Genomic DNA, 12,827 nt, shown 5'->3' on the forward strand with positions numbered 1-12,827 from the left:
GAATCCTCACCAACCGTCTGCGTTATTTGGAAATGCATGAGAAAATTGGAGCATATAGATTGAATTTTTGCTGAAAAGAGTGTTTAAAAAATTTTTAAGTTAAAAAACCTGGGCGCCCGAAGGGGCGCCCAGGTTAGAGAGATACTTGATTAGTGTTATTCAATTTCTATTTCTATCTCTTTACTCTTAGCTTTTTCGCTCTTTGGAACGGTAATGGTGAGGATACCGTCTTTGTAGGAGGCCTTCGCCTTATCAGGAACAACCTCTGTTGGGAACCTCACCGTCCTCTCAAACTTACCGTAGTTCATCTCAATGCGGTGGTAGGTTTTTCCCTTCTCCTCCTTCTCCATCTTCCTCTCACCGCTAATGGTCAGGGTGTCCTCGGTGATGGAGAGCTTCACTTCATCTTTTTTGAGACCGGGAAGTTCAGCTTTCACAATGAATTCATTTTCGGTCTCCTCAATATCCACTGCTGGAACCCAGAAAGCCTCTCTTTCACGGATCATTTTTTCCGCCTGTCTACCGAAGAAGGTGTCAAAAAGTCTATCAACTTCCTCCCTTAAGGAAGCAATTTCTCTAAAAGGATCCCATCTCATGAGATCTCTTACCATACTCTCACCTCCTTTTTAAGTTTTTGATTTGTTACCATTTATATAATAGGCAGGTTATTTGAACGGTCAAGTGGGCTGGATCCCTTGAAAGACAAGGGATAGGAGACACTCAGATGTTCCTTTCAGGCTGCTGTTTACTATTAAATACTTGTGATGTGTCCTTTATTATCACAGTACTGAGTGGCATAAAGGATTTTTGCTCTAAAAGGAGTAGATTTAATTTGAATTATCGTTTAAAGAAGGTTACTTAATCTATGAGCTTGATTTTGGCAACTTACCTTCCAAGTAAAGTTTTTCCATTATTCTAACAACTTCCGGGTCGTAAAGGATACCTGCCTTTTCTTTAAGCTCTTTCAGTGCCTCTTCGGGAGAGAGGGCAGGTCTGTAAGGTCTGTGGGAGGTCATAGCCTCATAAACGTCAGCACAGGCTATAATCCTTGCTTCCAACAGTATTTCATCATCTTTGAGCCCTCGTGGATAGCCACTTCCATTGATTCTTTCATGATGTTGGAAAGCAATTTCGGCTACGGGACCTTCAAATTCAATGTTTTTAAGAATTTCGTAACTGAAAGTTGGATGTTGCTTTATAAGATTAAACTCTGATTCCGTTAATTTTGAGGGTTTATTGAGAACCTCTATGGGGATGATAATTTTGCCAATATCGTGTAAAAGCCCTGCGTATCTTATTGCTCTTAGTCTCTCCTCTTCAAGTCCCATTTCTTTCCCGACTATGTAGGCAATTTCGGCGACCCTCGACTGATGGCCTGCAGTATAAGGCTCTTTAAGTTCCACTATATAAGACAGAGTTTTTATAATACCTTCTGTGAGTGTTATCAGTCTGTTCCTCTGTTTTAGTGCTTCAATTTGCTGCATCTTTATTTCCGTTACGTCATTTTCAACGGAGAGTATCGTGTCATTGTCGAGTTTTAAAAAGGTGGTTGATAGATATTTCTTTCCTGTTTCTTGTTTTCTGAGATGAATAATTTTTGATGGTTCCCCCTTGGAGAGAACGGTCTGTATTAATTCTTTTGCCTCCTCAGGAGTTTTCCCTATAAGATTGCCTAATTTTATTCCCTTTTCCGACGTGGAAGTAATCGGAATTGCGTCCCCGTTTTTAGTAACTTTGTAAATCTTTTGTGGAATTGTATTCAAAATAAGGGTTCTTTCGGCAAGCAACTTTTGGAGTTCTTCTCTTAGTGAGATGTCGTCTGTGATATCCATTACGGTGGTGATCAGCAAGCTTTCGTCGTCAATTTTAAGAGGCGTTACGAAAAGTCTCTGCCAGATGGTTTTTCCATCTTTTTTGATGCATCTTACATCTTCAGTGAAGTTTTTAATTTGCCCAACCTTAAGAGCACGAAGTTTTTCCAGAAGTTTCCCGACATCATCTGGATGGGTGTAGTCTGTCCATTTCATTTTTAAGAGTTCTTCTTTTTCGTATCCGAGCATCCTTGCCCTTTTATCGTTGGCTTCGAGAATATTACCATCGTAGTCCGAAATGACGACTCCCACAAGAGTCTGATCAAAAAGGTTCTTTACTATTTTCTGGAAACGCTCTGCTTCCTGCTCAGCCTTTTTCTTTTCCGTAATTTCAAGAGTTAGCTCGACAAAACCTGTAAGTTCGCCTGCTTCATTGAAAATGGGATTAGACCTAATAAAATACCACCGACCGTCTGGAGTCCTAACCTCATTTTCTTCTGGTTTCAGCGTTGCTCTTGTTTTCTCAAGGGGGCAGAAGGGACAAGGGGTATTTCTCTGATGCCAAAGCTGATAGCAGAGTTTTCCTTTTAATTCGCTGGGATTTTCAATGCCTAAGGAGAGAGACGCCGCTCTGTTGGCTTCTAATATCCTGTGATTGAGGTCCTGTATTATTATGTGTTCTCTAATGTTGTTTTTCACTACATTGTAAACCCACTTAGTTTGGTATATGTCTAAGAGAATTGCAAACATCGACACATAGGTCCTTAGAGATTCTATTTCTTCAGGCTCCAAAGATCTTTTCGACTCGGACCCGAAGATAAGTAAGGAGTAATTTAAATTTGGTGTAAGTATAGGAGCAAGAAAGATTTTTTTAATGTTGTGAGTTTGGAGAAATTGCTTGCACTGTTCATCAGGAATTTGCTCCCGTTCAATTTCAAGAATTTTGTTCTGAGAGTCTTTAAAGAGATATTTTCCCAAGTGGCGTAAATCCAGAACAGGAAACCTTACGGGGAGTTCTTTTAGGGGTTTTCCTTTGTAAATACCGGCGAAATAGTGAAGTTCTTCAGGAGTTCCCGTCTCCCAGTATATAACAGCTGAATCAAAATTAAGATTTCTACAAGTGTTTTGAAGAAAATTGAAAAAACTTTCTGGCCTTGGATTCTGAAGGATAGAAATTGCTGAAGTTAAATCACTATGTTTAAACATTTTTCTAAGCGTAATTTTAAGATTTCAACTTCGCACCGTCAAGGCTTAATATAGCTTAACTATTACGGTGCTTTGAAATATATAAGTTTTCGTTTATAATCATAACATGCCACTTATTAGTGCCAGTCCGACACGGATGGAACTCTTAAGGCTCAAAAGGCGCATTGCTATTGCGCGCAAAGGTCACAAACTCCTCAAAGATAAACAGGATGAACTGGTCAGGATTCTCTTTGAGTTCCTTGAGGGACTTAAGGAATTGAGAAAGAAAGTAGAGGAAGAATTGTCCGAATCGGTAAAAAGATTTGTCCTTGCAAGGGCTTTTATGGAGCCAGAAGAGGTAGAAGAGCTTTTCCTTGTACCCTCCGTTTCTTCAGGTGTTGAGATAGGTGAAAAGAAAATAATGACCGTTGTTGTCCCTACTTTTAAGGCACATATTGAAGGTAGTTTTTTGAGTTACGGCTTTGCAGGAACTTCTCCGGAGCTCGATGTGTCTCTTGAATCTCTCATGAAAACGTACAAGGATCTGATTGAACTTGCCGAAAAGGAGAAAAATCTTGAGCTTTTAGCTATTGAAGTAGAAAAGACAAGAAGAAGGGTAAATGCACTGGAGTACATACTTATTCCCGAGCTTGAGGCAACGATTAAGTTCATTTCCATGAAACTTTCCGAAATGGAAAGGTCAGATATCACTCGCCTAATGAAGATAAAAGATATTGTCAGGGCACATTAACTTGACACGCCCCCCCTTAGGTAGCATAATTAGCATACTCTTAATAAACAATTTAACGGAGGTTGTTTCAAATGGGTAACACCAAGAAGTACGGGCGGGTCAAATGGTTTGACTCGCGGAAAGGCTACGGATTCATCCAGCTTGAGGATGGATCTGGTGATGTGTTTGTCCACTTCTCCGACATAGAAGGAGAGGGATACAAGACACTGGAAGAGGGGCAGCGCGTGAAGTTCGATGTGGAAAGGACCAATAAAGGACCCAAAGCTGTTCACGTAGAAAAGGCGTAAAAGCCTTGTAGCCCGAAAATAAAAGGGGGAACTTTTAGTTCCCCCTTTTTTATTTTATAATAAGCCCAAATCAAGGAGGTAATATATGCATCCAATTCTCTTCAGGATAGGTCCCCTTGAGATTCGTACCTGGGGCTTGCTCGTATTAATAGGTTTTATCGTTGGAATTGGCTACGTTGCTAAAAGAGCCAAGATTTTGGGTGTTAGCACGGAGAGGATTTGGGATTTTGGCTTCTGGGTTGCCCTTTCAGCAATAGTGGGTTCAAGAGCCTTTTACGTTCTGTATCATATTCCTTACTTTAAAGAACATCCGTCAGAGATAATCAAATTTTGGGAAGGTGGAGCCGTTTTTTTCGGCGGATTCCTTTTTGCCCTCATTACTGGCATTGTTTATCTTGTGAGAAACAAAAGGCACCTTCCCTTTTGGCCTATAGCAGATTTTGCCTCTGAGGCCCTTGCCCTCGGTATGTTCTTTGGAAGGTGGGGATGCTTTTTCAATGGGTGTTGTTTTGGTAAAGAGACGAGTCTTCCTTGGGCTGTGGTATTTCCTCCTGGCTCACCAGCCTATGAAGTTATGGATTCCCTTCATATTCATCCCTCCCAGCTTTATGAATCCTTTGCAAACCTGATTTTATTTTTCATTTTGCTTAAACTTGAGCAAAAGAAGCCCTTTGATGGTTTTATTTTCCTGGTCTATCTGTTCTTTGCCTCTTTTATAAGGTTTCTCGTTGATTTTACAAGATATTACGAACCTGAAAATGTCTATTTCCTAACGGTAAATCAGTGGATATCTATTGCGATAATGCTTGTTTCTCTTGTTTTGTATTTTGTTTTGCGTAAAAAAACTGCAAGCAATTAGCCTTTTAAGGTGTTTAAATTTCTTTTAGAGGCGATTTTCCCTTCTTTTTGCTATGTCTGCGGAAAGCCTTCTAAAGGTATTCTTTGTGAAGATTGCAGGAAGAGATTTGAGAAAAAAAGGATTGATAAAATCTTTTTTCCTGACTCGGACCACCTTTCTCGGATTTACATAGTCTTTGAATACCGGGATGAGGTGCAAAAACTAATTGAAGAGTTCAAATATGGGAAAAGAAAAGAGGTTGCCCGTTATTTCTCCCCCTATTTATCAGGATTTTCGCTTAGTTACGATTTTATTGTCCCCGTTCCCCTTCATCCTGTAAGGTTTAGGGAAAGGGGGTTCAACCAGAGTGAACTGATAGCAGAAAGGCTATCGAAAGAGTATAGTATCCCCCTCATGAAAAGGGGGATTAAAAGGATAAAGTACACCGTTCAGCAGGCTAACTTAACGAGAAATGAGCGTCTTCAGAATCTCTCTGGGGCTTTTTATGTAAAACATCCAGAGAGATTTGAAGGTAAGAAGATTCTCTTAATAGATGATGTCTACACCACGGGTGCGACAATTGAAAATCTAGCAAAGGCTTTTAGGAATTTTCCTTCTCGAGTTGATGGTTTTGTTATTGCCTCTAAGGTTTGAATTGCTGTGATAAGAGTCGTGCCTTCTGCAAGGATTCCACATCAAGACTTTCTCTCGGATTTACTGCGGAACCGGTTATTTCCTGCAATTTTTCTCCTGTCACAGTTTTATAGAGCTGGTATACGAATTGGACATTTTCACCTGATGTTTCCACGGTTCCGCATACGAAGTAATCCGCATTCAGGCTGAGGGCTATTTGCTGGCAGGTTTCGGGGAATAGCTTGTCGTTGGTTAGGTTGCCTCTCGATATTTCTTTGTTAACCTGGTCATTGGGAATGATATCGAATAAAACATTTCCAGTAATTCCCTGGTAAATGGACTTTTGGAGGCGAGACCCGAGTTGTAACTTCTGGGCACCAGGTTCCGCTTCCATCAAGGGGAAGATTGCAATTCTGTATCTTTTTCCTCCTGAAGGTGTTTGTTGGGCGTAAGTTTTGTTTAATTCCTGCAAAACTTGTTCAGTAAGGTCTTGAGAGTTTGAAACATAAAGAACAACTTTTGAGTTGTTGTTCAGGACAAGATCGATACCATTAGCAGTGGCAACATTTTTAATGGTTTCCTGTATCTTTCTATAATAGGGCTCTAAAAGTTCAGAAGATTTCTTATAGAAGAGGCCGTTGTCTCCCCATATGCTTTTTACGAAACTGGAATAAGCCTCCTGGGCTTTTTGAATTTCCAGTTCCCTTTTTTGTTTGCCTTTCTCAGTAAGTCCTGGCTTTTCTATTTCCAGTAGATTTTTAAGGGAATCAATGTATTGTTTTAGGCTGTCTCTCTGCCTTTCCCATTCCAGAACGAATCTGTCCAGTTCTCTTTTGGCTTCTTGGAATTCGGTATATTCATTGAAAATGCGGTTCATGTCAACGGTAGCGATGGACAAATCCTTACTGTGAAGGAGTGGGGTAATGCTTATTAAAAATAAAGCAATGCTAAATTTCTTCAGCACTTTCAAACCTCCAGTTTTTTCTCCAGTTCCTCTATTATTATATGACCTACTATCTGATGGCACTCCTGAATGATTGGAGTACTTCGGGAGGGGACGTGGATAACGACGTCCACTTCCTCTTCAACTTCAGTGAAGTTATCTCCCGTTAAAAAAATAACGGCCATTTTTTTTGCCTTAGCGGTTTTAATCGCTTTAATTACGTTCGTTGAGCTTCCAGAGGTAGAGATGGCCACAAGTACGTCACCCTCGTTTCCCAACCCTTCAATCTGCCTTGAGAATATTTCGTTAAACCCAAAGTCATTCGCTGTTGCGGTTATAACAGAGGTGTCGGATGTTAAGGCGATTGAAGGAAGAGAACCTCTCGGATTTTTATACTTCACAATCAACTCTGTATTAAAATGCATTGCCTGAGCAGCGCTACCACCGTTTCCACACCATATAACTTTTTTGCCGTTTTTAAGAGCATTGTAAATTATTTCTGCCGAATTTTTAATTTTATCACCTTCCCTCTCAGCAAGCAATTCAATGATTCTGAGAATTTCCTCGAATCGCTTTCTCACTTAATTATTTTAAGGCTTTTTCCCTGCACTGAGAAAGGGTAGCTTAAAAGTTTGACAGAACAGTAGAGGAATTTTAAAATTATCTAAATGATTCAGGAGAAAATTGACCAGTATATAGACGAACTTACTGGGGCACGAAATCGAAAGTTTCTCAGCACTTTTAGTGACTTTGAGATTAGAAGAGCCCAGAGATACCGTACAAATTTTTCAATAATTCTGTTTGACATTGATAACTTCAAAGAAATAAATGACCTTTACGGGCATCTGGAAGGCGACAAGGTTCTAAAAGAACTTTCCCAATTTGTAATGAGTTCCCTTCGAGAGTCGGACATCCTCATAAGATACGGTGGAGATGAGTTTATTATTTACTTGCCCAATACAGGCTTTGAAGATGCCAAATACGTTGCAGAAAAAATCCTTAACAGCGTGAATTCACAAAAAATTGCTGGCAGGAATATTTCCCTAAGCATGGGGGTTGCTGAGTATCCGAGAGATGGTAAAACTTGGCAGGAACTCTTTAATAAGGCAGATATAGCTCTTTATAGGGCAAAGAGGAGAGGAAAGGGTCGCATTGCTTGGGTTGAGGAAGTAGAAGCAGTCCCAATAATACCGACATCTCAATTCGTCGATAGAATCGAAGAAAAGCGTACCCTTATAAATCTGGTAAACCAGGACCAGAAACTGGTTATCGTTCGTGGAGGAGCTGGGATAGGTAAAACACGACTGGTTAAAGACACCCTAAAAAGAATTGAGGGGGTTTATTATTTCATGGGGGTGGCCTATGGTGCCCTTTCGGAAGTTCCCTTTAGTCTTTTGAAGGACCTGGTAAAATACTGCTATGACAATTATAAGATAGAGACAAAGGAGGCTTTGGCGAGTTTCGATCAATTTGAGATGAGGGCCTTCTACTCCATTTTTCCAGAGGCAGGGGAAAGCTTTAACGTGAAGGATATAGATAAGTACAAACTTTATGATTCGATATTAAAGTTCTTTAAGCATTTTGCGGTACACAAGAAGGTCTTGATTTACATTGATGACCTGCAATGGGCGGACCGGTCTTCTATGGAACTTTTATACTATGTGATTAGAAACTCCCCTGCTGATGTTAAATTCTTTGCTACGTTCAGAACGGAGGATCACTCCCACGATTACGTAGAAAACTTTGTTTCACAGGCACTGCGTGAAAGATTTATTTTTGTTTTGGACCTCAAACCATTTGAGTATTCGGCGGCATCGGAATTTATCTCTGCCATTCTTCAGGAAGAGGCAGACGAAGAAGTGGTGAGGTTCCTGTATACCAAATCAGGTGGGAATCCGTTCTTCATTGAGGAGCTCATCAAAGAACTGTATGAAAAGGGGAATCTTTTATACGATGGGAAGCGCTGGATCCTCAAAGAGGTTGAAAAGATTTCAGTACCCCAGAGTATTCAGCACATAATGAGAAAAAGGGTTCAAGAATTGGAGGGCGATAAGGTTCTGGAAGTGGCTTCTTGCATCGGACACGAGTTTTCACCATCTATCATTGAAGGCGTTCTCGAAATGGATATGGGAGAAATTTATGATTCTATAGAGAAGGCCATCAAAAAGGGCATTCTTGAGGAAAGTGGGCCAGATACCTTTGCATTTAAAGAAGATATAATAAGGGAGCTTATTCTCCAGAATATCTCTCAAAGTAAGAGAAGATTTTATCACCAAAAAATCGCCAGATGGATAGAACAACATAAGGGCTCTATTGCCAATGCAGAGGAGCTTATAACTTATCATGCTTATCGGGGTGGGGATGTAGAGAAGATATTGCAGTATGCTCCGATAGTAGCCAAAAGGGCAATGTCTCAATTTGCTTATGAAGAAGCAAAGAAATTCTGGCTGTACTATTTTGAATATGAAAAGGATGGGCAAAAATATGTGAAAGGAGCCCTTGATTTTGCAGAATGCTTGATGATTAAGGGTGAACTGAGATATGCCAAGGAATTTTTGGAAGAAGTACGACAGAAGTTTCCTGACTTAATAGACGCTGAGTTTTATTCAAGACTCTCAGATGTTTTGGCTGAACAGGGCCTATACAGCGAAGCTCTTAAATATATAGATAAGGCCATTGAACTGGCTTTTCCACAAGAAGCGAAGAACAAGAATGGTTTACAAGAGGGGCAGGCTGCCGAGGTCCCTCTCTACAAGTATTATATTGAGAAAGGATGGATATTGATAAGGCTTGGTCACTATGAAGATGCGAGAGTAGTTCTTGAACAGGCTCTGATTAATAAGAATCACCTGTCAAAGTATTGGGAAGGGACTCTTTATAATGTCCTTGGTGTTCTTCATGCAGAGATTTCTTCCCCTCAAGATGCTATCTCTTACTATGAGAAGGCGATCGAAATCAGGGAGAGCATAAATGACTTTAAGGGGCTGGGGGCCAGTTACATAGATATTGCCATTGTTTACCACGATCTTGGAGATATGCAAAAAGCCATTGAATATTATGAGAAAGCCAGAGAGATTTATAAGCAGATAGGATATAAAGGGGGAGTAATTACAGCTTACATTGATATCGGAATGTACTATCTTAGCAGCAGAAAATATGAAGAGGCCATGGGGAACTTCCAGAGTGCTTACCATGAGGCCAATCTCATAGGCAGTAAGGATAGCATGTGCCTTGCCCTCAACAACATTGGTTCTGTCTTAAGGCTTACGTTTAAGTTTAGCGAGGCTGAGGTTTTTTACCGTAGGGCTTTGGAGATTGCAAAAGAGATAAATTCCGTTGAACACATAATTATGGTCACCAGAAATTTTGTAAGGCTCTATAAGGATGGATATAAGGATTATGATAAAGCTGAAGAGTATTACAAACAGCTTGAAAAGTTGCTGGAAAAGAAAGAACTTGATACGGGTAAGTTTGTTAGTTTGCTTGTAGGGGCAGAATTATACCTGTGGAAGGGTGACCTGGATAAAGCAGGCCAAATTCTGGAAGAACTTCGTCCCCATCTTAGCGAGAAAAGGTTCCAGAATTACAAATTCTGGTTTAATTTCGCGTTGGCTGAATACCGTGCTTTAAGAGGCGATAGAATGGGAGCTGGTTATGCCCTTCGTTCTGCCTACGAGGAGGCAAAGGCAAGATCGGTGAAGGACCCGGACTACATCGTTTCTTATTTTGAAGGTTTGCTTGAGTTTTTCATTTTGACAAAAAAGAAAAACTCCGCATTAAAGATTTTAGATAAACTGGAAGATTTATACAAAAGGTATGAGTTTTTAGAAGATTTGCAGTTTCTTCCCTATTTAAAAGAGGAAGTTGAGAACATTCAATAAGCTCCTTCGCCTTTGAAAATTTCCAAAATCGTTTTTATGAAAATTGCAAGATCCAGGAATATATTCCAGTTCTTAACATAGTAAAGATCAAGCATGATCCTTTCTTCAAAGGTGAGGGCGTTTCTTCCTGAAACCTGCCACAGGCCAGTGAGGCCTGGTTTAACGCTGAAAATAATGTCCTTAACATCCTCTATGATTGCTAACTCTTCAGGTAAATAAGGCCTTGGCCCTACAAGGCTCATATCACCTTTTATTACGTTAAAGAGTTGGGGGAGTTCATCCAAGCTTGTTTTTCTCAGGATTTTACCTATGGGTGTGACTCTTGGGTCTTTCATACTTACAATTTTCCTATATTTTTCGAATTCTCGCCTCATTTCTGGATGTTCCTTGAGAAATTCCTGGAGAATTTCATCGGAGTTTGTGTACATAGTGCGAAACTTATATATTTTGATTAGCTTCCCGTCTTTTCCCAGCCTTGCTTGTATGAAAATTACCGGCCCTTTAGATGTGGTCAAAATAACTACAGAAATGAGGGCAATTATAGGGAGAAGGATAATAAGGAGCGGTATTGTTACAAGAAGGTCCAGTAATCTTTTGAGTTTGGCATTTCTTGGAATTAAAAGATTGTATTTTAGTCTCAAACTTTTAAAACCAAAAAATTCAACAATTTCCAGTTCCAGAGGGTTCAATGTGTGGTTGAAGGCATTGATTAGTATTTCAACACCCTTTTCCCAGGCTAAGTTTTCCACCTTTTTAACCTCACCGAGAGGGACACCACCTACAATCAAGAGGTTTGGCTCTTTCTCTAAAATAATCTGTTTGACTTTTTCTGCGGATCCGTTTTTAATATGCCCTATGACTTCGATACCACTATTTTTCTCTTTTTCTATGGTCCTTTTGAACCATTCCAGCTCAACGGAATCTCCCCAAAATAGAGCTGTGTCTTTTAGAAGTCCTACTTCATAAAGAATTCTTTTTGCAACGATTCTTCCAAACCAGAGGAGAAAAATGCTCAAAATGTATGCGATTAAGAAGGCAAGTCTTGAAAAGGAAGGCTCTACTTTTATGGTATAGAGGAGAAGCGCTGAGAAAGCTGCAGCAATTGTAGCACCTTTGGCTATCTTAAGAAACTCTTCGCTTCGTGAAAAATATTTTGTGTATAAACCTTCATAGTAAAAAGTGACTATCCATATAATAAAAAGTGCGAGGAAGTATTTTGAATAGTGAGCAATGGGCAAGGCAGGAGGCAAAGTATACTTGGTACTGCCTATCAGGTTAACTCTAATATAATAGCCCACATAAAATGAAGTAGCGATTAGAAAGAGATCCAGAAGCACCAAAATCATCTTGGAGATTACTCTCGTCGTTCCTCTTTTGAATCTTACCATTGGCTTTCCTTTATTGGAATATTTATAAAATAACGGAAGGCTACAATCAAGCCATAGGTAAGGGTAAGGAGAAGAACAAGAATTTTTTCAAATTGGCTTTGGGAGTGCTTAATTGTGTAAAGAAAAAAAGAACGGAGCTTGTGAAACTCCGATTTAAAGGCTGAATTTTTTCTTGAAAATCCGTGGAAGTGAATAATTCTGGCTCTTGGGTCATAGATTATAGAATATCCTGATTTTAGCAACCTTTTGAAAAAGTCCGCATCTTCAAAGAAGAGGAAAAAGCGTTCGTCAAATCCTTCAAGACTTTCAAAAATGGACCGAGGCACCACGAAAAAGCCACCAAGGGGAAAACATTCTTTAAGGGGTATGGGTTCTTCTTGTTTTTTAAGACTATATCCGAAATACTCCTTTTCCATCTTAGAATTTTTTAAAAAAACTCGGAGAGGTGAAGTTCTGCTTACAAGAATATGCTTAATAGAGGGAAACATCCTGGTTGAAGGCTGGAAGGTGAAGTCAGGGTTTAAAAATTTTGGGGCGGTAGCGGAGTGGTATTTTTTTGTGGTTTCTATTAAAATATTTACAGTATCGGGAAACGCCATTGTGTCTGGGTTCATGAAAAGTAGAAGATCGCCGCTGGCCATCTTTGCACCCAAATTACAACCCGAGGCATAACCTTTATTGGGCCTGTTAATAATTTTAGTATTAGGAAATTTTTGAATGATTGGGAATAGATCCTCACCGGGACTGTGATTGACAACTATTATCTCATCTACTTGGTCTTTTATGGAGTTCAAACAATGGATTAGTATTTTCCCGGCTCGGTAGTTTACGATTATTGCGGAGATCATTGTTCCTTTAAATTTTACACCAGTGGGTTTATAATTACAACGGAGTGAGATTATGTTTAAATTTTTGGTTGAAAAATTGATCGGCTCGAGGAACGAGCGAGAAATAAAGAAACTTTGGCCCATTGTTGAGAAAATCAATGGAATTTACGAGACTTACCATTCTCTAAAAGATGAAGACTTGATCAAGAAGACAGAGGAATTCGAAAAACGAATTCGTGATGGAGAGGACCCGTTTAACATATTGCCAGAAGCCTTTGCCCTT

At 39.8% G+C, this 12,827-nt stretch carries 12 protein-coding genes; 6 read left to right on the top strand and 6 right to left on the bottom strand.

The genetic code is table 11. The features are described from left to right. Positions 1 to 155: 155 nt before the first annotated feature. Together QMD82_05350 and QMD82_05355 are read right to left on the bottom strand one after the other, a co-directional pair. Positions 156 to 611 carry an Hsp20/alpha crystallin family protein gene (locus QMD82_05350; GenBank protein MDI6851344.1) on the bottom strand — a complete coding sequence of 152 codons (456 nt, stop codon included), beginning with the start codon at positions 609 to 611 and terminating at the stop codon, positions 156 to 158. A gap of 252 nt (positions 612 to 863) precedes the next feature. Then, the gene (locus tag QMD82_05355; protein ID MDI6851345.1) at positions 864 to 3,017 is read right to left on the bottom strand and encodes a PAS domain S-box protein; all 2,154 of its coding nucleotides are present in this window, start codon (positions 3,015 to 3,017) and stop codon (positions 864 to 866) included. 106 nt (positions 3,018 to 3,123) lie between these two features. Between QMD82_05355 and QMD82_05360 the strand changes: the two genes are divergently transcribed. From QMD82_05360 to QMD82_05375, 4 genes are all read left to right on the top strand, one after another. After that, the gene (locus tag QMD82_05360; protein MDI6851346.1) at positions 3,124 to 3,747 is read left to right on the top strand and encodes a V-type ATP synthase subunit D; all 624 of its coding nucleotides are present in this window, start codon (positions 3,124 to 3,126) and stop codon (positions 3,745 to 3,747) included. A 71-nt stretch (positions 3,748 to 3,818) separates the two neighbouring features. Beyond that, positions 3,819 to 4,034 (top strand): cold-shock protein, encoded by a 216-nt coding sequence (locus tag QMD82_05365; GenBank protein MDI6851347.1) that lies wholly within the window; start codon positions 3,819 to 3,821, stop codon positions 4,032 to 4,034. 85 nt (positions 4,035 to 4,119) lie between these two features. Beyond that, positions 4,120 to 4,893, top strand: coding sequence for a prolipoprotein diacylglyceryl transferase (gene lgt / locus QMD82_05370; GenBank protein ID MDI6851348.1), 774 nt, complete (start codon positions 4,120 to 4,122; stop codon positions 4,891 to 4,893). A 9-nt stretch (positions 4,894 to 4,902) separates the two neighbouring features. Next, positions 4,903 to 5,526, top strand: coding sequence for a ComF family protein (locus tag QMD82_05375; GenBank protein ID MDI6851349.1), 624 nt, complete (start codon positions 4,903 to 4,905; stop codon positions 5,524 to 5,526). Here QMD82_05375 and QMD82_05380 read toward each other — a convergent pair. Continuing rightward, complete coding sequence (locus QMD82_05380) at positions 5,516 to 6,469, bottom strand: OmpH family outer membrane protein (protein ID MDI6851350.1); 954 nt, start codon at positions 6,467 to 6,469, stop codon at positions 5,516 to 5,518. The genes QMD82_05375 and QMD82_05380 overlap by 11 nt on opposite strands. A 2-nt stretch (positions 6,470 to 6,471) precedes the next feature. Beyond that, entirely contained in the window at positions 6,472 to 7,029 is a 558-nt protein-coding gene (locus QMD82_05385) for an SIS domain-containing protein (protein MDI6851351.1), read from the bottom strand. Between the two features lie 87 nt (positions 7,030 to 7,116). Between QMD82_05385 and QMD82_05390 the strand changes: the two genes are divergently transcribed. After that, positions 7,117 to 10,329 (top strand): diguanylate cyclase, encoded by a 3,213-nt coding sequence (locus QMD82_05390; protein MDI6851352.1) that lies wholly within the window; start codon positions 7,117 to 7,119, stop codon positions 10,327 to 10,329. Here the strand turns inward: QMD82_05390 and QMD82_05395 are convergent. After that, positions 10,323 to 11,717: an exopolysaccharide biosynthesis polyprenyl glycosylphosphotransferase gene (locus QMD82_05395; protein MDI6851353.1), complete on the bottom strand. Its 1,395-nt coding sequence runs from the start codon at positions 11,715 to 11,717 to the stop codon at positions 10,323 to 10,325. The two genes, QMD82_05390 and QMD82_05395, sit on opposite strands and share 7 nt — an antisense overlap. After that, positions 11,711 to 12,565, bottom strand: coding sequence for a glycosyltransferase family 2 protein (locus QMD82_05400; protein MDI6851354.1), 855 nt, complete (start codon positions 12,563 to 12,565; stop codon positions 11,711 to 11,713). Before QMD82_05400 ends, QMD82_05395 begins: the two co-directional genes overlap by 7 nt. Positions 12,566 to 12,617: 52 nt before the next feature. Here QMD82_05400 and QMD82_05405 point away from each other — a divergent pair. Continuing rightward, positions 12,618 to 12,827 (top strand): hypothetical protein (locus tag QMD82_05405; GenBank protein MDI6851355.1); only part of this gene is annotated, 210 nt, incomplete at its 3' end.

The sequence above is a fragment of the bacterium genome (genome assembly GCA_030019025.1).
Classification (GTDB): domain Bacteria; phylum Hydrothermota; class Hydrothermia; order UBA1063; family UBA1063; genus UBA1063.

Excerpts from the sequence above, each read along its gene's own strand:
- QMD82_05350 (MDI6851344.1), bottom strand. The coding sequence starts at position 611 with ATGGTAAGAGATCTCATGAGATGGGATCCTTTTAGAGAAATTGCTTCC.
- QMD82_05355 (MDI6851345.1), bottom strand. The coding sequence starts at position 3,017 with ATGTTTAAACATAGTGATTTAACTTCAGCAATTTCTATCCTTCAGAAT.
- QMD82_05360 (MDI6851346.1), top strand. The coding sequence starts at position 3,124 with ATGCCACTTATTAGTGCCAGTCCGACACGGATGGAACTCTTAAGGCTC.
- QMD82_05365 (MDI6851347.1), top strand. The coding sequence starts at position 3,819 with ATGGGTAACACCAAGAAGTACGGGCGGGTCAAATGGTTTGACTCGCGG.
- lgt (MDI6851348.1), top strand. The coding sequence starts at position 4,120 with ATGCATCCAATTCTCTTCAGGATAGGTCCCCTTGAGATTCGTACCTGG.
- QMD82_05390 (MDI6851352.1), top strand. The coding sequence starts at position 7,117 with ATGATTCAGGAGAAAATTGACCAGTATATAGACGAACTTACTGGGGCA.
- QMD82_05395 (MDI6851353.1), bottom strand. The coding sequence starts at position 11,717 with ATGGTAAGATTCAAAAGAGGAACGACGAGAGTAATCTCCAAGATGATT.
- QMD82_05400 (MDI6851354.1), bottom strand. The coding sequence starts at position 12,565 with ATGATCTCCGCAATAATCGTAAACTACCGAGCCGGGAAAATACTAATC.